The following is a 22,363-nucleotide window of genomic DNA, read 5'->3' on the forward strand; positions in this document are numbered from 1 at the left end:
ATTCACAACATTCGAAGGGATCGGCATGGTTGCCAACATTTCATTTCCCCGGTTCTTGAAACTTGGTCCTGGGTCCGTCGAGAGTCTCGGCGAAGTGCTGACGGATCTGAACATCGAGCGTCCGCTTCTCGTCACCGACGCATTCATGGTCAGCAATGGTTCAGCCGATCGATTGCTGAAGATCGTTGCAGCAGCAGGAAAGAAGGCCGCACTCTTCTCCGAGACGGTTCCCGACCCCACTACCGATTCTCTACAGGCTGGTCTCGACGCTCTGACCGCCCACGATGCCGACTCGATCATCGGCTTCGGCGGTGGCAGCCCGATGGACACGGCAAAAGCACTTGCCGTCTTGTTCAAGCAGGGCGGCGTCATGCGCGATTTCAAAGCCCCTCGGGTGTACGCGGGGCCGGCGCTTCCGATCATCGCCATCCCGACGACGGCAGGAAGTGGCTCGGAAGCAACACAATTCACGATCATCACGGATGTCACCACCGACGAGAAGATGCTGTGCCCTGGACTTTCATTTCTTCCGATCGCCTCGATCGTCGATTCAGACCTCACGATGTCGATGCCGCCGAGACTGACGGCCGACACAGGTGTCGACGCACTTACACACGCGATCGAGGCCTACGTCAGTAAGAAGGCAAACCCCATCTCGGACGGGCTCGCACTGTCTGCGATGAAGACAATCGGGGAGTACCTCTTGCGCGCGTACCGTGACGGCTCAGATCGGGAGGCGCGCGAACAGATGATGCATGCTTCCACTCAGGCGGGTATGGCGTTCTCCAATGCGAGCGTGTGCCTGGTACATGGGATGAGTCGTCCGATCGGCGCACATTTCCATGTGGCGCATGGACTTTCCAATGCAATGCTGCTTCCGGCGATCACCGCGTTCTCCATACCCGGGGCGCGTGATCGATACGCCGATTGCGCCAGGCAGCTGGGCGCGGCAGATCGCGGCGACTCAGACGAGGCGGCCTCGCACAAGCTGGTCGACTTCATCGATACTTTGTGCGTCGACGTAGAGGTACCCAGTCCGCGCACATTCGGCATCGACGAGACTCGCTGGGAGGAGCTCATTCCACTGATGGCGGACCAGGCGTTGGCGTCGGGTTCTCCGTCGAACAACCCGGTGGTGCCCAGCGCACAGGAAATCGCCGAACTGTACCGGAAAGTCTATCGATCCTGACCACTCCGGCCCGGTCAGCATGGTCTCGTTCAGACTGTGCTGACCGGGCCTGTCGAGTTTCGGACGATCAGCTTGGTTTTGAAGATCTTCTGCCTTCGCTTCGCGCCGTCGATATTGTCGAGCAGCATGGAGGCTGCGGCGCGGCCCTTCTCCACCAGCGGTTGACGCACAGTGGTCAGATCCATGAGTTCGGCGATGGGGGCATCGTCGAATCCGACAACCGAAACAACCTCAGGTACTGGGATATTCATGCTACGAAGCACGCTCAAGGCAGCGACGGCAAAGACATCTGACGTCGTGGCTATTGCGGTCGGATTCAGTTTCTCGACCATCGAGCGGACAGCACGGACGCCGCTGTCACGATCGATACCTGAAGCCTCGTAAACCTCGATCGAGACACCGGCATCTCCCCGCGCAGTTGCAGCATCGAAGTACCCGAGGATCCGATCTCGCTGGACCCGCTCGGAAGAATGTTCGACAACTGTCTTGGAGATCGACCCGTCGGTGCCACCGATGTTCAAACGTTCGCAGACCACACCGATTCTTCGGTGCCCGAGATCCAAGAGATGGGCCATCTGCTTGAATCCTGCAGCGCGATCATCGATTCCGATGAACGGCAAGCCGCAGTCCGCGGGTGAATCGATCGCAACTGCCGGCGTTCCGGAGTGAATCAGGGCCGCAATGATCGGGTGGGTAGGAGTCACATTGTGCAGGACGACTCCGTCGACCAAACCTCTGACCGCGGGAGAATTGAATCCTTCTTCCCTACTGGAGACCAACGGCAACAAAGTCAGGGCAACGTCGGCGAGTTCGTTGACTTCGACTACCCCCTTCATCAACAGCATGGTCGACGGGTCTTCCAGTGCGTGCCCCAACGACTCCATCACCATGATGCCAACCGCTCCGACTCGGCCGGAGCGCAGGCTACTGCCGACGATGTTCGGCCCGGCGTAGGACAAAGACTGAGCGACTGCGTAGATGTGATCACGCTGCGATGCAGAAACTTTCGGAGAGTTACTGAACGCGTATGAGACAGCGGCTTGGGAGACGCCTGCTGCCCGCGCCACGTCCTTCATCGTAACCACTGAAGCGACTCCCCTTGCTCCGGACGAATCATCCGCCGTAACCCTTGACGATCTCACGAATTCTATCGTGGTCTCGTTTCAACCGAGTGTTGGCTTCGGTTGACCTGTCGTCACAGTAGATGGTGTTCACACATTCGCCCACACCGGACTGCATGCGTCCAAGCTCTACGAAAGCCCCCGAAGAGCTCGACACGGTATGGCACATCGTCTTTCCGCCCCGACATCGCCGTGTCGATCTCGCCACAGAGGTTGCATCGAGCTCGCACGGCCAGCGGCACAGACGGCTTGGGCATAGGCAACGACGAACCGATATGGCGACACGTGACACAGACGTACCCCACTTCTTCCTCCATACGGTGACCAGCCATGTTCGTCGCCCCACTCCTGCCGTAGCTCGGTAGCCTGAAAGATGTTTCTGCACTGAAGGTCCCGCATATGTACACACGACGACGTCCGTGAGACGTACTGTCGACAGCGGCGATTGCCCCGACTGGACACTTCGGGAGAAGGTAGGCGCGACACCGCGGTTTGCGATACTTTCGCCTGTCGCGCCACATCTCAACCTTCACCTTGTTTTACCACCACCGACATGAGTGAATCGTATCACCTAGTGATACGATTCACTCATCTCTTCTATGAAGGGAATCAACGAAATGCTCTAGCCGAAGTCGCCGTTCGTGCTCGACCGCACGAAATGGGCATTGCTTGTCATCTTTCGCACTTCACGGAGCTTGCCAAGCCTCTTGGGCGACAGGGACACCCGACGTCAAGAATGCACTCGAGCTCACCACCAGCGGATTCGGTTTCGTCATCTTGGGACTGCCCGGTGGTTCCCTGTGCGGATTGCCGGCAACAGGCCGTCTCATTGCCGCGCGCGCAGCCCGCACCGCCGTCCCCCTCATCGAAGTCGGAATGCTAGTTCCTTCCGGAACGTCGCGACGAACTGATCGCCGACCCCTCCAGCAGCTCGAGACCTTTGACTGCCAACAGCAAGCGCTGCCGCGTTTCCGGGGCATCAAGGGATTTCCCGAGAATCGTCGAGATCCGCTCCAACCTGTTGTACAGAGTTCTGCGCTGCACGTAGAGCTTGTCCGCCGCTTCAGTCTTGCGACCGTCGACGCTGAGAAATGCGCGCAGTGTCGGCAGTAGCGGACTGGCCGAGTGCGCATCCTTCGTCAACAACGGACCCAATTCGTCTTCGACGAAGCTCGCCAGTTCCGGGCCCTGCGCCAGGGTCACCAAAATCCGCTCGACCCCCAGTTCGTCGAAGTGAAGGACACCACCAGAAGCTCGGGCGACCGCGGCAGCACTGCGCGCTTGAGTGAGCGCGACAGCAACCATGTCACGTGAAATAGCGCGGCTCACACCGACACCCGCACCGACGAAACCGACAAGATCCTCGATCTCCGGCGGACGGCCACTCACTTCCGGCGCCACCGTGACGATGTAATCACCCATGTCGGCACTGATCGCATTGGGACTGCTCCTGCGCTTGGGCCGGATTCCAGCAGAATCGTCACGAGTATTCTTGTTGGCCACGAACACTCGCATCAGGCCAGATCCGAGCCGATACCCCAGACGACTGGCCTGCTTCACGAACTCATCGCCGGAAATTTCTCCCAGCAGCAAGTGTGTCATCAAAGCGGTACTGCGCTGATCGTCACGCGCCTCGCGGCTACGATCGGTGAGAAGCGAGATCGCGATCGCTGCTGCTGCCCGCTCCGCCGCGAATTCAGCCGAGAACGGCGCGGTCGGCGATTGTCCTTGGAGCACGTGGATCCACCCCCACGGTTGACCACGCATGACGACGGGCCTTCGGACACAATCAGTTTCATTGTCGTGCGATACTCTGGCGTGACGATTCCACTCGTCGTCGTCGAATTCGACACCGTCCACTGAGAAATAGACCGTCACCCGGTGAGCGATGTTTTCCAGAACCACCGTGCTGTCGGTGAGCGCCGCCAGAGTCTCCACTATTCCGAGATGGTCTGCGCCGTCGAGCAGCAATCCCGAGAATGTTGCTTCGACCTCACGTTCACGAGTCAGGCTCCGAAGTCGCATTTCGGTCAGAATTTCGTGCACCTGGGCGGAGACTCCGGCGAACGACACTTCGTGGGTCAGCGCGATCACCGGAAGCAGCATTTGTTGGGCTTCCTGCACAACAGCTTGAGGAACTCGATCGAACATGCGACCGGATTCTTCGATCACCAGAGCTGCCGCACCGGCTCGAGAAACCGCCTTCACGTAAGCACGCTGCTCGGCTTCTGTTTCCCCTATACCGAGGCCCGCCGTCAGCAACAATTCGCCGCCGCTGAGAAATCGTGCGATATCGGGGATCTCGGACGAGTGAACCCATCGGACTTCGCGTTGATCCAGATCCGTTCCGCTGGTGAGTACGTGAGGACCGGCCGCGCGGATCAGTGAGAGTTCCAGAGCGTCCGCAACCGTGAAAGACATGTCAAAGACACTACACAAAACGTGTCGTCCAGCCGAGACATCTTTCCCGGCTTGCGTCTAGCTGTGAATGCAGTCACAGGACAGTATTTCTACAACCCCAGGGCTTCGCCGGGGGTCGCCAAACAGAGTTGAGACACATGGCGAACCCGCTTCCTACCTGTCCGAAGATTTGTTTCAGCGCCCCTGTACTGCCGGCCCACCGTCCGAGTAATCGCTACCGATTCTCGAACCGAACGCGAACTGCAGGGCACCGATCCGAATCTCGACACGCACAACGCCGTGCGACCGGGTGACCTGATTTCGCTCTTTCGACCGAACACCGAAACACCCTTTCGAGGAGTCCTCAATGCCCCTGACCGAAGACCAGCAGAAACGGCCGCCAAGCGCGGGAATCTCTGTCGATGACGTCGGCCGTTCCACTCGTTCCGCGGCACCTCAGCCGCCCCACGCATCCTCGCAGGAATGGCTACCGGCTCTGCTCAAACGCATTCTGCCGAGCACACCTTCGCAGGTCGTTCAGCGGGTGATGCTGACTGTACTGGTCGCATCGGTGGTGATTCTGTGCATCGCCAACCCGATCTTCCGGCAGTCGGACAACCTGCTCAACGTGCTGCAACAGGCGGCGATGGTCGGAATCATTGCCGGCGGTATGCAGCTGATGATTATCTCGGGTGGCTTCGATCTCTCGGTCGGAATCGTGGCAGCGGCAGCCGGATGCGCTGCAGCGTACGTCAGTCTCCAGCACGGTATAGCCATCGGAATTCTCGTCGGATTGGTCGCCGGTCTACTCGCCGGCTTCGTGAACGGCATCCTCGTAGCCAAGATCGGCATCAACCCATTCGTGGCCACGTTCGGTACACAAGCCGTCGTCACCGGACTGCTGTACGCCGCAACCGGCGCCACCCCGATCGCTCCTCTTCCTTCCGGATGGACCGATCTGGGCTTGAAGAACATCGCCGGAATCTCCTTTGCCAGTCTTACATTCGTCGTGGTCATCCTGATTCTGCTGTTCGTCTTACGATGCACGCTCTTCGGCCAGCACATCTACGCCGTCGGGAGCAACAAGGAAGGGTCGCGCCGCGCCGGAATCCATGTCGATCGGGTTCTGATTGCCGTCTATGCCATCGGCGGGCTGTGCGCCGCCATCGCAGGAATTCTTCTTGTCTCGATCTCCGGAATCGGGAGTCCGGCAACAGGTACACAGTGGGCACTTCTCGCCATCGCCGCCGTCATCATCGGCGGCACACCACTCACCGGCGGAGTCGGCGGCATCAGCTCCGCGGTGATCGGCATCCTGTCGCTCACCGTCCTGACAAACGCGTTGAACCTGTACAGCGTGTCCGCTTACTGGCAGCCGGCGCTGACGGGTACGGCCGTTCTGCTCGCAGTCGGCTTCGAAGCGTTCCGCAGCGCCCGCAAACGCTGATACATCCGATTCCCCTCGCAGCCAACCACATTCCAGGAGTGAAAACACATGACCGTAAGAAGAACTTCTCGAACGATCCAAACCGCATTTGCCCTTTGCCTGGCTGCGTTCGTCGCCGTCGCACTCACGGCCTGCGGAACCGCACCTTCCTCGGGTGCGAACAAGACATTGGGCTTCGTGGTGTACGACGTCGGCGTCGACCCATGGATGAACGTAGCCATCTCGACTGTGCAAGAAGAAGCTGAAGCTGCGGGATACAAGCTCAGTGTTGTCAACGGGCACAACGACATCGCTCAGATGAGTAGCGGAATGGACCAGCTGGTCACGCAGAAGGTCGACGCCATTCTCCTCGCCCCCAGCGACCAGGACAGCATGACTCCGTCTATCAAACGAGCCGAAGCAGCAGGAATCCCGGTCATCGCATTCTCCCTGGCGCTGTCCGAAGACGCCCCGGTCTCCTCGTTCGTAGGGACCGACGACGTTCAGGTCGGACGCGAGCAGGCGAAGATGGTCGCAGGAGCAATAGGCAATCGGGGCAACGTCGCCTTGATGACCGGCATCCTCGGCAGTGGGCCGCAGATCGGTCGGTCGGAAGGATTCCGTGCCGAACTGCAGGAGAACTTCCCCGACGTCAAGCTCGTAGAAGAGCAGCCGAACAACTGGGCGAACGACAAGACCATCAGCCTGACCCAGGACTGGCTCGCGAAGTATCCGGCGGGGCAGATCAACGCCGTTGTCGCGCAAGGACCTGAATTGGCTGCGGGCGCCCGCCTGGCCAAGTCTATGGGCCGAAGCGAAATCGTCTTCGTCGGCAACGACTATCCGGAAGAGATGCGCGAGAGCATCCTCGCGGGAGACACGTACGGAACCATCAACGGTGATCCCAAGGAGATGGCGCGAGAAGCTGTCGCCGCCATGCTGACCCTGCTGGACGGTGGCACGGTGCAACCCAAGATCTTCGTCCCGATCCCGCCCGTAACATCCGCCAATGTCGCCGACTCTCCCGCAGCGTACTGATTCGAGACGACCCCCCAGATCGGAACCACCTCAATGAGTACTATCACCAACACCACCGAGCCTCTTCTCCAGACTACGAACCTCTCCAAGTTCTACGGCGGCGTCAAAGCTTTGCAAGGCGCCTCCATCAGCGTCGGACACGGTGAGCACATCGCCATCATGGGCGACAACGGCGCAGGCAAGTCCACCTTCGTCAAGATCCTTTCCGGCGCGCAACCGTCGAGTGATGGCACCATCCGATTCGACGGTGCGGACTGTGAGTTCCAAAGCCCGATCGATGCACGCGAAGCCGGGATCGAAACCGTCTATCAGGATCTTTCACTCGCAGACGACCTCGACGTCCTGACCAACCTGTTCCTCGGGCGTGAAGAGAAGCTGATCAACTTGGGCGGCTTGAGCGTGCTCAACAGACGCAAGATGGCCAAGCGTGCAACCGAATTGCTCACGGAGATCGGAGTGAACGTGCCCGAGGTACACCGGACCGTTCGGGGTCTTTCCGGTGGCCAGCGCCAGGGTATCGCCATCGCCCGCGCATCCGGTTGGGGATCGAAGCTCATCATCATGGACGAACCCACAGCGGCACTGGGCCTGCAGGAGACCGCCCACGTCCACGACATCATCAAACGCCTCAAACAACGCGGAGTCGCGGTCATCATCGTCAGCCACAACATGCAACAGGTGCTGGAACTGACCGACCGGGTGTACGTTTTCCGGCGAGGCCAGGTCGTCGGGTGCCGAAACACCAAGGAAACCACCGCCGACGAGATCGTCTCGATGATCACCGGCGCTCGACCTGCAGAGGCCGTCACGTAAGCAGCTGTAGCTGCAGGCAGATCGACGTACAGGCCCGTCTGAAGTCACCACGACTTTCGACGGGCCTGTTCGTGTCGCGGATCCGATACTCACCGTCACCGTCACCGTCACCGTCACCGTCGGCGTCGGCGTCGGCGTCGGACATCCGAGACCCTTTCCGTCACCCCTCTGGCCCCCACCGCCCCAGACGAGGCAGAACTACAGCCGCCGAGACGAAAAGTGCTCGGGCCCAACCTGATGAGGTTGGGCCCGAGCACTTTCGGTGTTCGGTTAGTTGATCTGTACTCGGCCATCGACGGCTTCGATCCGCGGGATCGGCAGTGCGCGTAAGGCAGGCGGGGCTGTCACGAACTCCTCGACGGTCGGTACTTCACCGTTCGGAATCCTCTGCTTCATCACGGACGGGTTCATGATCACGACTGTATTCATGTTTCCCGGATGCGTCTCCAAACCGAACACGGCTACTGACCGACTGCTTCGATCAATGCGCTGAGGTGGGTGTAGCTCTTCTTCGCGGCGTCGAGCGTGCCGCACTCCACCGACAAGACGACGTCGTGGTCGGCCGCGGCGAGCGTGTCGACGATGCGCTTCCAGTCGATGACACCTTCACCGCAGGCGCATCCCAGCATGCCTCTCACTTTTCCGCGTAGACGTTTCGCGTCGTCCACCGCAATGTCCTTGGCGTGCAAGTGCGTGACCTGACCGATGATGGCTTCGAGCCACTCGTGCGGATCGTTCTCACTCAGGTAGCTGTTTCCGGTATCGAGGTTGATCGTCAGGGCAGGACTGTCGACCAAATTCATGATCTTGTCGAGGCGCTCCGGAGTCGCGGTGTACGGCCCGTGGGTCTCGATTGCGATCTTGATACCCCGGGGCTCCGCGACCAGCGCTGCCTCCTTCAGGGTGTACCGCATGAGCGTGTAGTTCTCTTCCTCCGTGGTCCAGGACGGGGTGGGTCCATCGTCGACCATGATCATCGGAGAACCCACCTCCGCGGCGTAGCGGATGGCCTGGCGGAAGTACTCCACTGCCACCTCCGGCTTGGCGAGTGGCGCGTGGCTCGACAGCGACGAGATGCTGAGACCGCGATCTTCGGCCGCATTCCGCAGGATCAACGGATCGTCGAGCATGGAACGGCTGTGGAAATATCCTGCTGCACTGAGCAGTTCACGACCCCAGTGCACCATCGGCTCGACGTACTTGTAGCCGATCTCGGCAGCTTGGTCCATGGCCCAATCGAAAGAGCCGTTCTCGTATCGCGCGAACTCCAGATTAAGTCCGAGTTTGATGTTGCCCATGACTTACAACTACTTTCCGGTGAGGGGTGGGTCAGAAGCCGCGCTGGTTCACGTAGTCGTCTCGAACTTCGCCGTGGTAGGCCGGTACGGTGATATCCCACCAACCCATTGCATGCATCTCGGTCCAGGGCAGCTCGCGAGCACTGATCGCCTCGATGACTACGGGGCCCTCGGTCTCGAATGCGCGCTGAACAGCGGCGCCGAGCTTTGCGGGATCCTCGACTCGCTCGGACTTGCATCCGAGGGACTGCGCGAACGCAGTGATATCGGCGAAGTACGGGGATCCATCCGGCAACTTCCAGCCTGAGATGATTTCCCGTTCCGCGCCGAAGAGATTGATCTGGAGGTCCTTGATTGCTTCCCAGCCACCGTTGTTCAGAACGACGAAGACGACATTGACGCCGCTCATGGCGGCAGCTGCGATCTCCGTGCCGGTCTGTAGGAACGCGCCATCGCCGACGAGCGCGAGAACCGGCTTGTCCGGTGCGCCGATCGCGGCGCCGATCGCGGCAGGTACACCGAATCCGATTCCGGAGAATCCGCCGGCAACGATGTTGCTCTTCGGCTCGTAGATCGGGAATTCGTTGAACGCCTGGTTTGCCGGGTTGCTGGAATCGGTGACCAGAATTCCGTTACGCGGAAGGACCTTTCGGATCTCGACCATTGCCCGCGAGTTGGTCATCGGCAAGTAGTCGGTCTCACGCATAGGGCGCAGGTGCTCGTCCCACTGTGCCTTCAAGTCCTGAAGTTCGGCGTAGTAGTCGGTTGCCCGGAAGTCGTAATCCGCTGCCGGTGCGCCGAGTTCGTCGATCAGAGACGAGAGCGAGGTCTTGGCGTCGCCGACGATCCCGACCTCGACCGGGTAGTTGCGGCCGATCTCGAATCCGTCGATGTCTATGTGAACGAGTTTCGTGTTAGGGATGTCGAATGTGACTCCTGGGCGATACGAGGACGTGATGCGATCGCTGAACCGGCAACCCACTGCAAGAATGACGTCGGCGGTCTTGGTGACTCCGTTACCCGGAATCGATCCCATGTCGCCGCACGGCCACGCGTACAGATCGTGGTCTGCAGGGAATGCGCCTTTGCCCTGGAAGGAGTGCGTCACGGGAGCGCCGAGACGTTCCGCCAGTGTGAGGAGTTCCGCACCGGCCTCGGCTGCGATGACGCCTCCGCCAGCGAGGATCACGGGACGCTTAGCACCCGCCAGTAGCTTGGCTGCCTCGGCAATGGCGACGGGATCACCAGTCGCCCGGGTCTGAGCTCGGCGCGAGTACAACTCTGGAACATAGTCGCCGTACTCAGCTTGCAGGTCCTGCGGGATATCCACCAGGACAGGCCCTCTGCGACCTTCGAGCATCGTGTTGAACGCCTGAGCCATCGCGGAAGGTAGCTGCTCGAGTCGACCGGGCTGCCACCAGCGCTTGACGACCGGCTCGACCATCCGTGGGAAATTGTTCCCGTGCGGCCGATCGATCTCCTGGAGGACGCCGCGGTTCTCCATATACGTGTGAACGGCGCCGGTGATCAGAATCATCGGCTGCGAGTCCGCGAACGCAGTCGCGATTCCGGTTACGGTGTTTGTCGCTCCCGGTCCGATGGAAGTACAGACGGCCGCGATCTTGCCCGATGCGCGGTAGTAGCCGTCGGCCATGTGTGCGGCGCCCTGCTCGTGGATGGCGGGAACCAACTCGATTTCGTCGGCCCGGTCGACGAACGCATCAAGTAACGCCGTATTGCCGTGTCCCGGAATAGCGAATACCTTTTCAACTCCTTCACGGATCAGTATGTCGACCACCATCTGGCCACCGGTGAGCTTTTGCACAGTCATGTTCTTCACTTTCGAATCGAAAAGAATTGGGGGTGAGCAATTTATGCAGAGATCGACGAGCCGTGCGATGCACCCGCCGTGGAGTCGCCGCTTCGAGCGATGATCGAATCTGCAACACGCAACGCGTTCGCCGCGATCGACAGCGCCGGATTCATCACCGGGAGCGACGGAAAGAAGGAGGAGTCGACGACATACAGGTTGTCGACATCGTGTGCCTGGCAACTCGGATCGAGGACCGATGTAGCCGGGTCGGTACCGAGCCGAACGGTTCCGGCCTGATGCGAGTTGACCTCTATCCCTGTTCCTTCACTGATGACCACCGGAAATCCGATCTTGCGAAGCATTTTTCGCGTCTCGCGAACCAGAACCTCGTGTGCCCGGACGTTATTCGGTTTCCATGCGATCTGGATACGCCCTCCGGGAGTCAGCGTGACACGATTTTCAGGGTTGGGCAGATCCTCCGTGAACAGCCACCAATCGGTACTACGGTTCGTGGCAAGGCTCAACGCCCATTTGGGGATGTGGGGCCGTTGCCCCTTGATCATCTCCGCTTGGAGCTTCCCGATCAGTTGCACGTGGCCTAGCGGATACGGATGATCGTCAGTGCCACGCAGGTAGAAGTCGTTGAAGTACAACGTCTTTTGAAATTCGGACTTGTTCTTCTTGAGTGGGTCGATGGCCACCATGATCGAGTTCATGTGCACCATGTAGTTACGACCGACCATTCCGGAGGAATTAGCGAGCCCGTCAGGATGGACAGATGTGGCCGAACGTAGCAGCAGCGCTGCAGAATTGACCGCACCACAGGAGATTACGACCGTATCCGCACGTACTGTGGAGGTGACGCCGCGATGGGTCACTTCGACGCCTGATGCTCGACGTCCGGAATCGTCGGTCAACACCTTCTCCACGTACCCGTTCGTGACGATTTCGACGTTGCCCGAATCGAGTGCGGGTCGCACGCAACAGACGTCGGCATCCGATTTCGCCAAGGTACGGCAGGGGAACCCGTCGCATGTCTTGCATCGAATACATGACCCACCCTGCCGAAGGTCGACACCGAGAGGGAGATTGGAAGGGGTGAAACCCGCCTTACGCATGTCGTCGGCGACCTGCTGTATCGCTGGCTCGTGCCCTACGGGAGGGTACGGAAATGGTTGGTCGCGTGGCAACGTCGGGTCGTCGGTGTGGTCGCCGTGAACCTTGTACACCTGCTCGGCACGTGCGTAGTAGGGTTCGAGATCGTCATACGAGAACGGCCATGCCGGCGATTCACCGTCGTGATGCCGTGAGGACTGAAAATCCTCTCTCCTGAACCTGACCAACGAGCCACCGTAGAATTTGGTGTTTCCGCCGACGTAATAGTAGGTGCCGGGGGCGAACTCCCGCCCTTCGGTGTCGACCCATTTTTCGGCGTTCTTGTACCGATCTTTCTCGAACACCGCTCGGGGGTCCCAATTCTGACGTTCCTGTGGAAGGAAGTCTCCCCTCTCGATCAAGAGCACATCGAGGCCGGAATCCTTGAGAGCGTATGCCATCGTTCCACCCCCCATTCCGCTTCCCACGACGATGACGTCGTAGTTGCTCTTACAGGGGGGATGACTGTCCATTCGTGTCTTTTCGAACATGGTTTCCGTCTCCTGGCTGGCTTGGCGCGGTACGTCCTTGAACCGTGCCGACTCAGCTTCTGTCAATCCTGACACAACAGGACTGCAAGTAGTTATACGTATCACTAAACGATACCGCCCACATGTGCGGTGTCAACCGCCCTGAAGACCTGGTCAGGTCGACGGGACGAGTGGATCGAAATCGGGAGCCGACACGATTGCAGTTCGTGCCAAATTCGCAGGCTCCATGATCGCGTCCAAATCCTCCTTGCCCAACAACCCGCGTTCGAGCACCAACTCCACGACGGTACGACCGGAAGCAAGCGCGTCCGCCGCCAATTCCGTCGCGGCTGTGTAGCCGATGTAGGGATTGAGCGCGGTCACGACACCGATCGAAGCCGCGACCGTTCGTTCGAGATGCTCGACGTTGGCGGTAATGCCGATCACGCATCGCTCGCGCAACACAGTGCAGCCCCGCGTGAGGAGTTCTGCAGTCTCGAACAAGCTGTGTGCAATGACCGGTTCGAATGCGTTGAGCTGCAGTTGACCCGCCTCGGCAGCCATGGTGATGGTCAGATCGTTTCCCACCACCCGGTAGGCAATCTGATTGACCACTTCCGGAATGACCGGATTGACCTTTCCGGGCATGATCGACGAACCTGCCTGCACCGCAGGTAAATTGATCTCACCCAGACCTGCTCGTGGGCCTGAGGACAGCAATCTCAGATCGTTGCAGATCTTGGACAGTTTGACCGCGGTACGCTTGAGCACTCCCGACAGCTGAACGAAGGCCCCGACGTCCTGGGTTGCTTCGATGAGATCCGATGCCGTCGAGATGTCGAGACCGGTGATCGACACCAGATGCTCACGCACACGTCTGGCGTACTCCGGGTGCGCATTGAGACCGGTACCTATCGCCGTCCCTCCCAGGTTGATCTCCGAGATCAACCGAGCGGCCTCTTCCAGTCTCTGAGAGTCCTCCTTGATCATCACGGCGAACGTGACGATCTCTTGACCGAGAGTCATCGGGACCGCGTCTTGCAACTGAGTCCGCCCGACCTTGAGCACGTGGGAGAACTCGGCTGCTTTCTCCGCGAATGCGCCTGCAAGTTCGTCCATCGCACCTCGAAGCCTGGTGACGGCACCTTGCAAGCCGATTTTGATCGCGGTGGGGTAGACGTCGTTGGTGCTCTGACTCATGTTGACGTGTTCGAGCGGATGGAGGAATTGGTACTGCCCCCGTTCGCCGCCGAGAATTTCGAGCGCGCGGTTCGCGACCACTTCGTTGGCGTTCATGTTCGATGACGTGCCGGCACCACCCTGAATGACGTCGACGACGAACTGGTCGGTGAACCTGCCCGCACGAATCTCCTTGCAAGCTTGCTCGATCGCCGCTGCATGCTCGGGCGAGAGGATTCCGAGGTCGGCGTTCGCCCGAGCAGCGGCCTGCTTGACCGCAGCCAACGCCGATACCATGTCCGGGTGGACCGAGAGAGGAATACCGGTGATCGGGAAGTTCTCCAGTGCTCTCAGCGTGTGGATGCCGTAGTAGGCCTCCGCAGGCACTTCGCGATCACCGAGCAGGTCGTGCTCGATGCGCATCGTCATTTGAGGTTTGCCGCCACCGGGATCTCGCCCCACGGTAGTTCGGCTCCACCGAACTTCGCCGCACGCAGGTCACCTGAACGGGCGTGGCCTTCGAAGCGTTCCAGTCGGGACAGTCGCGCAGCGATCTCGCCGATCCTGGCGCTCGCCGCCGGATCGCGCACCTCCTGGAAAGTGAGGGTTTTGAGGAACTTCCCTACCCAGAGCCCTCCGGTGTAGCGCGCAGCGCCAAGAGTAGGAAGTACGTGGTTGGTCCCGATCACTTTGTCGCCGTATGGAACACACGTTCCTTCCCCCAGGAAAAGGGCACCGTAGTTGCTCATGCTGTCGAGCGCTTCACGCGGATTCTGCGTCAGGATCTGTACGTGCTCGGAGGCAAACTTGTCCGCGAGTTCATATGCTTCGGAGAGAGTCTCGACAACGTGGATCTGTCCGTGGTCGCGCCAAGCGGGCCCGGCGATCGCGTTCGTCTCCAGACCGGGTAGCAATGCGTCGATGTGTTTGATCACCTCGTTGCCCACAGCCTCGGACGTCGTGATCAACACACACGGTGAATCCGGACCGTGTTCAGCCTGGCTGAGTAGATCCACTGCGATGGTGAACGGGTCGGCGCACTCGTCGGCAACGATCAGTGTTTCGGTGGGACCTGCAAAGAGATCGATTCCGACCTCACCGAAGAGTTGACGCTTTGCCTCTGCCACGTATGCGTTGCCCGGCCCCGTGAGGATCGAGACAGGATCGATCGTCTCGGTACCGAGAGCCAGCGCTGCAATCGCCTGTACGCCACCGAGCACGAAAATCTCGTCGGCCCCGGCGAGATGCATTGCGGTGATGCTGATCTGGGGCGGAAGCCCGTCATTCGGGGGCGTCGTAGCCGCGACGCGTTCGACGCCTGCGACCTTCGCGGTCAGCACCGTCATGTGCGCCGACGCTGTCAGCGGGTACCTGCCACCCGGAACGTAAGCTGCAGCCGCGTCGATCGGAATGTTCCGGTGCCCCAAGAACACGCCGGGCAGAGTCTCGACCTCGAGGTCTGTGATGGTGTCGCGCTGCGCCTGGGCGAAGTCGCGAATCTGACGCTGCGCGAACTGCAGGTCCTCGAGGACCGTTGTCGGGACGGACTTGACGATCTCGCGGATCTGATCTTCGTCGAGCCGGAACGAATCCGGTGACCACCGGTCGAAACGGTCAGAGTACTTGCGGACCGCGTCGTCACCGTTGGCACGAATGTCTGCGATCACACCCGCGACAGTGTCGACCACCGCCGGATTGCTGGCACGCTGCGCTGGTTCGCCGACTGCGGCTTTGAGAACGAACGACATTGGCGGGTTGCTCCTTCGAGGTGAGGCATGAAATCAAACTGATAGCCCTAGCTTTCCTGCGAAGTGATCCAGCGGACAGACACATAGGGGGAACCACTTCTGCCAAATTCTGCCCAACCCGTGCATGATATGCCGGTCGTTCGAAAGCTCACGGTCAGAGCAGGTGCAGCGCTCGCGCCTGCTCACAGTGGTCGATCAGCGGCTCACGCTTGCACGTTTTGGCGCTGTCGATATCTATCGCCACTTCGTAGGGTTGGCCTACCAGATTTCGTCCGCGCCGAACTCCTGACGTCGAGTCGGCCGATACCCGGAGCCGTCGCTGTCTATTCGACATCGTCGATGCCCGAGAAGGAATACTTCGATGAGCGAACAACCGCATCTCGTCTGGGGAATCGTCGGTGCGAGTGATATCGCCGAAACGAGAATGATTCCCGCACTGCGAAGGACCGGCCACCACATCAGTTCCGTGTACAGCGGAAATGCGGACCATGCCGAGCAGTACGCACGTCGGAACGAGATATCGAACGGAACGAACAAGCTGAACGATCTGCTCAGCGATCCCCTCATCGATGCGGTCTACATCTCCAGTGCAAATGATCGCCACCTCGAGCAGGTGTGCGCGGCGGCAGCAGCCGGAAAACACGTTCTCTGTGAGAAGCCGCTGTCGACGAGCATCGACAATGCGCGGAAGATGACCGCCGCTTGCGAATCCGCCGGCGTAGTCCTAGGCGTCAACCACCACCTGCCCGCAGCAGGTACGCACCAGGCCATTCGACGCACAGTGGCGCGCGGCGACATAGGCCGGATTCTGTCGGTCAGTGTTCGCCACACGTCGCTCCTACCCGAACGTTTGCGAGGGTGGCGACTCGGTAGCACGCCGGGATCAGGCGCCGTCATGGATCTTTCCTGCCACAACGCCTCCGTCGTGAATCCGCTACTCGGCACAAGAGCACTGACGGCGAGCGCGATCACTGTGGCCCAAGGAGATTGGGTGACCGAAGCCGAAGATGCAGCCTCCTCGTCGATTCTCTACGAGAACAACGTCCTTGTACGATTCCACGACACTTTCACTACGCCATTCGCACCCACGTATGTGGAGGTGCACGGGACAGCCGGCAGCCTTCATGCAGCCGACGTCATGACTCCGGAACCCATCGGGTCGGTCGTTCTGCACGATCGCCGGGGATCGCACGAGATCGATGTCGAAGACCGCCGGCACACGTACGACATCACGCTGGAACACTTCACCCGTGCCACGCGCGGTGACGGCCGACCAGTCGTCGACGGACTCGACGCGACCAACGCACTGGCAGTGAGCATCTCGATACTCGAGTCGGCCAGGACGGGTAACCGGGTCCCAGTCGACTTCTGTGGACAGTAGCCGTTCACAATTCACACTCGGAGCTGGTTCGATCCAAGGTAGAGGTTCATGAAACGTCCCACTGAGCGTGACGAAAATACGGATTGGAATAGATTCGCGATCCCACAATTCGTGGAACTTCTGCGGGCCGGTTCAGTTGGGCGCGGCCCGGCAATCGTAGGGATCGATGGGAGGGGTGGTTCCGGCAAGTCGACGCTGGCCGCACTGTTATCGGCAAACTGTACAGGGACGGTCATCGTGCACACAGATGACATCGCGTGCAGTCGAACATTTTTTGGCTGGGATACCTTGCTCGCCAAGGAATTACTGGAACCTATCCGGCGAAATGGGCTTCCATTCACCTTCCAGCCGAACCACGACAAGCCTCGCGATATCGCTGTCCCTGACCAGACGACGTTGCTTCTCGTGGAAGGTGCCGGGTCGATCCGCCGTTCATTGCGGATGTTGTACGACGCGACAGTGTGGGTCGACACCGCACCGGAGACAGCGCGACAACGATTGGTCGAGCTCGGCGAGGATCCACAGGGCTATCACGACGACAGGATGATCGAAGAGAATTCGTTGCTGAACGCGGACCGCCCTTGGGCGCACGCAATGTTTCACGTGTCTGGAACCAACTCTGCGACCAACGGCACAGTCCTGGTGCGCCGAACATAACCCCGTCGACCTCGAACGGCATTGGCATCACGAGTCGTCCACGGGGTTGTCTACGACGGGTCGCTGCCCAGTTGCGGCATATTCTCCTGTACAGAGCGTCGGTGTCTTGTCATGTACGTGGCGTCGGTGTCGCCAGCGATCGCGCGGACCGATTCTGTACGAGTAGCAACCTGGATCAATCCGAGCCGAAACACACTACCGGGCACGGCGAGCCGCGACGAAGGGTGAGATCGAGTCTCTCGGCGATATCGTGAGGCGCGAAAAGGGCCGAACCCGAATAGTTCTCGATCTCTTCCAGACTCCACCATCTGAAACCGTGTAGGTGCTCATCGCGCAATTCTGCGTCGGTCAGTGCCCCTCGTGGTTCGAATTCATGAACTCGAACCAGGAAATAGAAGTTGTCGACGCCGCTGAATCCGGGAAAGTGCTCTGGATCGATGATCGTTTGGCGCCAGACGAGCGGCTGCGTCGTGCGTAGTTCGAGCCCTACCTCTTCTCGAAGCTCTCGCTCGAGTGTGCCGCGTGGGGTCTCACGTTCCTCACAACGGCCACCGGGCGTGATCCAATAGGTTTCATCGGATCTAGATCGAAACTTGCACAACAGTATTCGATACGAATGATCCACGATCAGCGCTCGCGCAGAACGTCTGATCGACTCCGAAGGTCCGCCGGTGCTCATGTTTCTTCCTCAAATCCCGAACAGAATTTCCTTCCGTTCGGTGACACCAGTGCGAGTACACCGGATTTCGATGTACTCGCACGTGGGCCACTGCTTGTTCGACCTCAGTGGGAGACCGTGTGATGCTCCGGCTTCGGAGCATTTCCCGTACGTTCAGTTTCCGAGTATCGCGGAACGGTTTTCATCAATACAGGACCGCCGACGGCGATGAGCAGGAGCAAGATTGCCGGCAGCGCCGGCATCCAGCCGATTCCGAATCCGTCGACGATGAGCGTGATCGCAGCCGGCCCGGCGAGCATGCCGACGTAGCCGATCGCATTGACAATTCCGATGTTTCTTCCGGCGTTCTCGGGGTCACGACGGCCGGCAGCAGAGAGCATCAGCGGAGCCATGCATGCCAGCCCGAGCCCCAGGAGAACGAATCCCACCAGGGCGAACGGAGCTGACGCACCCCCGATCGCGAGCAAGGCACCGACGAATCCGATCACACCACTGACGGCCACGATGACGCGCGCACCGAAGTACTCGGCGAGCCGGTCGCCGAAGAGGCGCCCCACGAATTGTGCACCGGAGTAGAAGGTCACAGCTGTCGCAGCCATACCTGCGCTGGTATCGGCATGGCGCCGGACGAACTCCTGTCCCCAGTCCAGAATTGCGCCTTCGCTGAGCATCGATGCCAGCATCAAGAGGCCGAATCCGGCCATGATCAGCAAAGTCGTCGTCGACGCCGATCTCTCGGTTGTCGATTGCTTCTCGATCGCGACTGCGGCAGCCGGGGGAAGCAGCTCATCGCGAGTCAACAGCCAGCGACCGAACACAGCTCCGAGAACCGACATCGTGACACCGATCGAGATGTAGGCCACGGCGGGGCTCTCGACATAGTGACGGGCGATTGCACTGGCCACCAGGCCGATGACGAATCCGCCTGCCGGATAGGCCGCGTGGAACGCAGACATGATGGGCCTGCCGTAGTAACGCTCCACCTGCACACCGTGTGTGTTGAAGGCGGTATCGAAGGCACCTCTCAACAGGCCGATCATCACGCCGAGGAACATTGCGCTGGCAATACCCTGCAAGAACGCGAACGGGATATACATCAACGGGTAGATGATCATCGTCGGCATACAGGTGGCTCGCGGACCGTACCTGTCGACGAACGGCCCGATGAGGAAGCAGCCGACTGCAGCGCCGACGCCGATCGCCAGTGCCACCAGCCCGAAATTCGAGTCTCCGCCCTCCCCCGACCACCCCAGGTGAGCACGGAGCGCAGTGGTGTTCGTCGACCACGTGAGCATGACCGCTCCCAATTGCGCGAATCCAAAGAATGTCGCAACCCGGGCAAGCCGAATTCGCTGGAGGCTCAGCGCCGGCCGGTCTTCCGAAATGTTCGTAGTCATTGTGAGTCCTCAATCTGCACACGCTTGCCCCTCAATAGGGTTGCGAGGCACGTCATGTACTGCAATCAGCGTTGTCCAAATCACGTTACGGAGTCGCCATCACAACAACGATGCGCAGTGCGAGAACTAATTCACCATAAATATGCACATATCGCGCACATCCTAGGCCAAACAGTCCCCGCAGCCGCACGCCCGCCAGGTCGACACTGCGCACTGCATCATTGCGCGTAACGACACCGGGGGATAACATTCACCATTCTCGTGCGGTTAAACGTATCACCGCACGTGGAAGAGTCAATAGGGCAAGAATCAGCGCACTGGTAATCGATCGACCGAGCCGTGTGCCCGAAGGTGAGCCTCGTGCCGGTGTAAAAGTAGCTACAGCGAGCCTGCACTGTTTTGCAACGACGCGTGGACGGTCACCCGCGAGACCGCACTCGCAAGCCTCCTGGCCGGCGCTGACCGCCTACTGATCCCCGGCGGCGATGAAGTCGCCACTGTTGCAAAGTCGTTGGCCGCCGCGGCCGTCCGGAATCCGATAGCTGGAGAACGCCTTCGCAACGCAGCAAACCGTGTCCGCGCGCTGGTCAATGCGACCGACCTACGCGATTTCCCAGGCAAACAAAAGCGAGGTTGAACGCGTCGTGGCCGACACCAAACGCTGGCGACCGCCTTCCGCGACACTGCACACAGCAGTTACTCCCCCACCCGCTTCGCCACCCGCTTCGCCCCCACCGTCACTCCCCCACCCGCTTCGCCCCCACCATGCGCCTCGCTATCTCCAAATACCTCTCCACCAACTCGTCCGGAGACAACTCACCGTCCGGTCGGTACCAGACCGCGACGGCGACGCACATCGTCACCACGGCTCGGCTGGCGTCCTCGGGATGGTCGGCTTCGAACACGCCCGAGGCGACGCCGTCGAGGACGATCCGGTCCACCTGCTTCTGCTGTTCGTCGCGCTGGGCGATGTAACCAGCCCGGCTGTCGGGCTCCATGCTGCGGATCTCCGAGGAGGCGACGAACGACTGCTCGCGCCGAAACATGTGGAACCGCAACAGAGATTCGATCACCGCGTCGAAGCGATCGGAGGGATCGTCCCCGGCATCGAGTTCGGCGGCGCGGCTTCGCTCCAACAACTCCGTCATCACAACGGTCGCCAGACCGATCAGCAGAGCCTGCTTGGACGGGTAGTGGTGGTAGAGCCCCGGCACCGACAGCCCGGACCGCGACGCGACGTCACGGATCGAAGTCCCGTGATAGCCCTGCTCGACGAACGCCTCCAACGCCGCAGCGAGCGGTTTCGGTAGTCCCAGGTCTTCGTAATCGCGCCAGGACCCGCGTACCGGAAGCTCGTTCGTCATACCGATACCGTAGATCGCTCTTGCGCCGCCGCCGAACACGTCGGAGCCATTGGTTAGAGTCGGTGTTCACCGAAAGACAGGGACCAGTCATGATCCATGTTCGCCACACCGCGGTTGCTGCCGTGCCGGTTGATGTCGCCTTCGACTACATCGACAACTACCGCAATGTCCCGACGTGGATGTTCGGTGTTTCCGAGTTCACCCCGTTCGGAGAGTTCGATCAGGGACTCGGCGCCACGTTCGACACGGCCATGCAGATCGGGCCGAGCACGTTGCGCTCCAAACTCGAGGTCACCGAATGGGAGAAGAATCGGATCATCAAGCTGTCCTCGCTCGGCGGTGTATCCAACTCGTCCACGTGGGAGTTCGCCGCGATCGACGATTCCAAGACCGAGCTTTCCGTCGACTTCGCCTACAAACTGCCCGGCGGCATTGCCGGCAAGGCACTCGGCCGATTGATCGGGCCGTTCGTCGAAAACGCTGTCAAGAACAGCGAGGAAACACTGCGCCACAGCCTCGAGGAGCAGTTCGCGGCCCGCGGCGAAGGCTGAAACTACCCGCGGTGGCCTTCGAGTCCCAGCGCGTTGGCCCACACCTGAGTAGCCGTCTTGACGACGTCCTCGAACGGGACGGGGTTGCCGTCGGCGCCAGGTTCCTCGGAGACGAATGAACTGTAGGCAAGACGGCTCACCATCGCCGACAGTGCTCGGGAAGCCAGCAGCGGGTCCAACGAGGCGTCTGCCTTGCCAGCTGCTTGCAAGCGTTCGATGGCTCGGGCATTACGAGAAATGAAGGTCTCGGCTCGGTCCCGACGCAGTTTCGCGAAGGCCGGATCGATGTGCGATACCTGCTCGAGCAGACCCATCAGTTTGGCGTTGCGGCGAAAAGCCGTCAGGTAGGCACGGTTGCTCGATTCGAGGACCGCATACGGATTGTCGACGTCGCGGACCCGTCCCATGCCTGGGTGCAGCATGTCTTCCTGCGCGACGTCGAGAACTGCGGCGAAGATCTGCTCTTTGTTGTCGAAGTAGGTGTAGAACGTGCCGGTGGAGCAGTTAGCTTCCTTGGTGATGTCCGTGAGACGGGCGTCGAGATACCCTGCGCGCTCGAACACCGTTCGAGCCGCTGCGACCAGAGAAGCCCTGGTACGGACGCCGCGGGCAGTCACCGGCAGGTCACGCAGAAGCTCCGTCGCAGCCATGGATGGTGGCGGACGGTCTTCCCAGTTCTCCTGA

Annotated in this window: 20 protein-coding genes; 7 read left to right on the forward strand and 13 right to left on the reverse strand. The window is 60.2% G+C overall.

The annotated features are described in order from the left end of the window. The first annotated feature begins 25 nt into the window (after positions 1–25). Complete coding sequence (locus P0M12_RS08085) at positions 26–1,189, forward strand: iron-containing alcohol dehydrogenase (RefSeq protein WP_042923934.1); 1,164 nt, start codon at positions 26–28, stop codon at positions 1,187–1,189. A gap of 29 nt (positions 1,190–1,218) precedes the next feature. On the opposite strand, the gene P0M12_RS08090 is transcribed toward P0M12_RS08085, so the two are convergent. Both P0M12_RS08090 and P0M12_RS08095 read right to left on the reverse strand, forming a co-directional pair. Then, positions 1,219–2,265 (reverse strand): LacI family DNA-binding transcriptional regulator, encoded by a 1,047-nt coding sequence (locus P0M12_RS08090; RefSeq protein ID WP_081377525.1) that lies wholly within the window; start codon positions 2,263–2,265, stop codon positions 1,219–1,221. A gap of 924 nt (positions 2,266–3,189) precedes the next feature. Beyond that, the gene (locus P0M12_RS08095) at positions 3,190–4,731 is read right to left on the reverse strand and encodes a PucR family transcriptional regulator (RefSeq protein ID WP_021331895.1); all 1,542 of its coding nucleotides are present in this window, start codon (positions 4,729–4,731) and stop codon (positions 3,190–3,192) included. A gap of 346 nt (positions 4,732–5,077) precedes the next feature. On the opposite strand from P0M12_RS08095, the gene P0M12_RS08100 reads away from it, so the two are divergent. From P0M12_RS08100 to P0M12_RS08110, 3 genes are read left to right on the forward strand one after another with little or no spacing between them, the layout of a single operon-like run. Further along, complete coding sequence (locus P0M12_RS08100; RefSeq protein ID WP_021331893.1) at positions 5,078–6,157, forward strand: ABC transporter permease; 1,080 nt, start codon at positions 5,078–5,080, stop codon at positions 6,155–6,157. Positions 6,158–6,205: 48 nt separating this feature from the next. Beyond that, entirely contained in the window at positions 6,206–7,174 is a 969-nt protein-coding gene (locus P0M12_RS08105; RefSeq protein WP_054188412.1) for a sugar ABC transporter substrate-binding protein, read from the forward strand. A 33-nt stretch (positions 7,175–7,207) separates the two neighbouring features. Beyond that, the gene (locus P0M12_RS08110; RefSeq protein ID WP_019745466.1) at positions 7,208–7,987 is read left to right on the forward strand and encodes an ATP-binding cassette domain-containing protein; all 780 of its coding nucleotides are present in this window, start codon (positions 7,208–7,210) and stop codon (positions 7,985–7,987) included. On the opposite strand, the gene P0M12_RS08115 is transcribed toward P0M12_RS08110, so the two are convergent. The 7 genes from P0M12_RS08115 to hisD all read right to left on the reverse strand — a co-directional run bounded on the left by P0M12_RS08115 (position 7,980) and on the right by hisD (position 15,650). Then, positions 7,980–8,132: a hypothetical protein gene (locus tag P0M12_RS08115; protein ID WP_164490599.1), complete on the reverse strand. Its 153-nt coding sequence runs from the start codon at positions 8,130–8,132 to the stop codon at positions 7,980–7,982. The genes P0M12_RS08110 and P0M12_RS08115 overlap by 8 nt on opposite strands. 125 nt (positions 8,133–8,257) lie before the next feature. Then, entirely contained in the window at positions 8,258–8,398 is a 141-nt protein-coding gene (locus P0M12_RS08120; RefSeq protein WP_156778931.1) for a hypothetical protein, read from the reverse strand. Positions 8,399–8,448: 50 nt separating this feature from the next. Continuing rightward, entirely contained in the window at positions 8,449–9,285 is an 837-nt protein-coding gene (locus tag P0M12_RS08125) for a sugar phosphate isomerase/epimerase family protein (RefSeq protein WP_054188413.1), read from the reverse strand. Positions 9,286–9,316: 31 nt separating this feature from the next. After that, positions 9,317–11,116, reverse strand: a complete 1,800-nt coding sequence (locus tag P0M12_RS08130; RefSeq protein ID WP_031330783.1) for a thiamine pyrophosphate-binding protein — start codon at positions 11,114–11,116, stop codon at positions 9,317–9,319. Between the two features lie 41 nt (positions 11,117–11,157). Further along, positions 11,158–12,744, reverse strand: a complete 1,587-nt coding sequence (locus tag P0M12_RS08135) for a GMC family oxidoreductase (protein WP_257237590.1) — start codon at positions 12,742–12,744, stop codon at positions 11,158–11,160. A gap of 153 nt (positions 12,745–12,897) precedes the next feature. After that, the gene (locus tag P0M12_RS08140; protein WP_042923920.1) at positions 12,898–14,331 is read right to left on the reverse strand and encodes an aspartate ammonia-lyase; all 1,434 of its coding nucleotides are present in this window, start codon (positions 14,329–14,331) and stop codon (positions 12,898–12,900) included. Next, positions 14,328–15,650: a histidinol dehydrogenase gene (gene hisD, locus P0M12_RS08145; protein WP_042923916.1), complete on the reverse strand. Its 1,323-nt coding sequence runs from the start codon at positions 15,648–15,650 to the stop codon at positions 14,328–14,330. Before hisD ends, P0M12_RS08140 begins: the two co-directional genes overlap by 4 nt. A gap of 361 nt (positions 15,651–16,011) precedes the next feature. On the opposite strand from hisD, the gene P0M12_RS08150 reads away from it, so the two are divergent. Further along, entirely contained in the window at positions 16,012–17,031 is a 1,020-nt protein-coding gene (locus P0M12_RS08150; RefSeq protein ID WP_042923914.1) for a Gfo/Idh/MocA family oxidoreductase, read from the forward strand. A gap of 237 nt (positions 17,032–17,268) precedes the next feature. Next, positions 17,269–17,688: a hypothetical protein gene (locus P0M12_RS08155; RefSeq protein ID WP_125052065.1), complete on the forward strand. Its 420-nt coding sequence runs from the start codon at positions 17,269–17,271 to the stop codon at positions 17,686–17,688. A 175-nt stretch (positions 17,689–17,863) separates the two neighbouring features. Here the strand turns inward: P0M12_RS08155 and P0M12_RS08160 are convergent, their stop codons facing one another. The 3 genes from P0M12_RS08160 to P0M12_RS08170 form a co-directional block, all read right to left on the reverse strand. Then, a complete protein-coding gene (locus P0M12_RS08160) occupies positions 17,864–18,367 on the reverse strand; it encodes an NUDIX domain-containing protein (protein WP_073512607.1) in 504 nt (167 codons plus the stop codon). Positions 18,368–18,471: 104 nt separating this feature from the next. Further along, positions 18,472–19,764: an MFS transporter gene (locus tag P0M12_RS08165; protein ID WP_021331879.1), complete on the reverse strand. Its 1,293-nt coding sequence runs from the start codon at positions 19,762–19,764 to the stop codon at positions 18,472–18,474. A gap of 737 nt (positions 19,765–20,501) precedes the next feature. Then, positions 20,502–21,128 (reverse strand): TetR/AcrR family transcriptional regulator, encoded by a 627-nt coding sequence (locus tag P0M12_RS08170; RefSeq protein ID WP_030536574.1) that lies wholly within the window; start codon positions 21,126–21,128, stop codon positions 20,502–20,504. An 89-nt stretch (positions 21,129–21,217) separates the two neighbouring features. Here P0M12_RS08170 and P0M12_RS08175 point away from each other — a divergent pair, with 89 nt between their 5' ends. Further along, complete coding sequence (locus tag P0M12_RS08175; RefSeq protein ID WP_277377578.1) at positions 21,218–21,679, forward strand: SRPBCC family protein; 462 nt, start codon at positions 21,218–21,220, stop codon at positions 21,677–21,679. Positions 21,680–21,681: 2 nt separating this feature from the next. On the opposite strand, the gene P0M12_RS08180 is transcribed toward P0M12_RS08175, so the two are convergent. Further along, positions 21,682–22,329: a TetR/AcrR family transcriptional regulator gene (locus tag P0M12_RS08180; RefSeq protein ID WP_134932101.1), complete on the reverse strand. Its 648-nt coding sequence runs from the start codon at positions 22,327–22,329 to the stop codon at positions 21,682–21,684. Between the last annotated feature and the right edge of the window lie 34 nt (positions 22,330–22,363).

This window comes from Rhodococcus sp. RCBS9 (genome assembly GCF_029457415.1).
Taxonomy (GTDB): domain Bacteria; phylum Actinomycetota; class Actinomycetes; order Mycobacteriales; family Mycobacteriaceae; genus Rhodococcus_F; species Rhodococcus_F qingshengii.

Excerpts from the sequence above, each read along its gene's own strand:
- P0M12_RS08085 (WP_042923934.1), top strand. The coding sequence starts at position 26 with ATGGTTGCCAACATTTCATTTCCCCGGTTCTTGAAACTTGGTCCTGGG.
- P0M12_RS08090 (WP_081377525.1), bottom strand. The coding sequence starts at position 2,265 with ATGAAGGACGTGGCGCGGGCAGCAGGCGTCTCCCAAGCCGCTGTCTCA.
- P0M12_RS08095 (WP_021331895.1), bottom strand. The coding sequence starts at position 4,731 with ATGTCTTTCACGGTTGCGGACGCTCTGGAACTCTCACTGATCCGCGCG.
- P0M12_RS08100 (WP_021331893.1), top strand. The coding sequence starts at position 5,078 with ATGCCCCTGACCGAAGACCAGCAGAAACGGCCGCCAAGCGCGGGAATC.
- P0M12_RS08105 (WP_054188412.1), top strand. The coding sequence starts at position 6,206 with ATGACCGTAAGAAGAACTTCTCGAACGATCCAAACCGCATTTGCCCTT.
- P0M12_RS08110 (WP_019745466.1), top strand. The coding sequence starts at position 7,208 with ATGAGTACTATCACCAACACCACCGAGCCTCTTCTCCAGACTACGAAC.
- P0M12_RS08115 (WP_164490599.1), bottom strand. The coding sequence starts at position 8,132 with ATGTCCGACGCCGACGCCGACGCCGACGGTGACGGTGACGGTGACGGT.
- P0M12_RS08120 (WP_156778931.1), bottom strand. The coding sequence starts at position 8,398 with ATGAACCCGTCCGTGATGAAGCAGAGGATTCCGAACGGTGAAGTACCG.
- P0M12_RS08125 (WP_054188413.1), bottom strand. The coding sequence starts at position 9,285 with ATGGGCAACATCAAACTCGGACTTAATCTGGAGTTCGCGCGATACGAG.
- P0M12_RS08130 (WP_031330783.1), bottom strand. The coding sequence starts at position 11,116 with ATGACTGTGCAAAAGCTCACCGGTGGCCAGATGGTGGTCGACATACTG.
- P0M12_RS08135 (WP_257237590.1), bottom strand. The coding sequence starts at position 12,744 with ATGTTCGAAAAGACACGAATGGACAGTCATCCCCCCTGTAAGAGCAAC.
- P0M12_RS08140 (WP_042923920.1), bottom strand. The coding sequence starts at position 14,331 with ATGACGATGCGCATCGAGCACGACCTGCTCGGTGATCGCGAAGTGCCT.
- hisD (WP_042923916.1), bottom strand. The coding sequence starts at position 15,650 with ATGTCGTTCGTTCTCAAAGCCGCAGTCGGCGAACCAGCGCAGCGTGCC.
- P0M12_RS08150 (WP_042923914.1), top strand. The coding sequence starts at position 16,012 with ATGAGCGAACAACCGCATCTCGTCTGGGGAATCGTCGGTGCGAGTGAT.
- P0M12_RS08160 (WP_073512607.1), bottom strand. The coding sequence starts at position 18,367 with ATGAGCACCGGCGGACCTTCGGAGTCGATCAGACGTTCTGCGCGAGCG.
- P0M12_RS08165 (WP_021331879.1), bottom strand. The coding sequence starts at position 19,764 with ATGACTACGAACATTTCGGAAGACCGGCCGGCGCTGAGCCTCCAGCGA.
- P0M12_RS08170 (WP_030536574.1), bottom strand. The coding sequence starts at position 21,128 with ATGACGAACGAGCTTCCGGTACGCGGGTCCTGGCGCGATTACGAAGAC.
- P0M12_RS08175 (WP_277377578.1), top strand. The coding sequence starts at position 21,218 with ATGATCCATGTTCGCCACACCGCGGTTGCTGCCGTGCCGGTTGATGTC.
- P0M12_RS08180 (WP_134932101.1), bottom strand. The coding sequence starts at position 22,329 with ATGGCTGCGACGGAGCTTCTGCGTGACCTGCCGGTGACTGCCCGCGGC.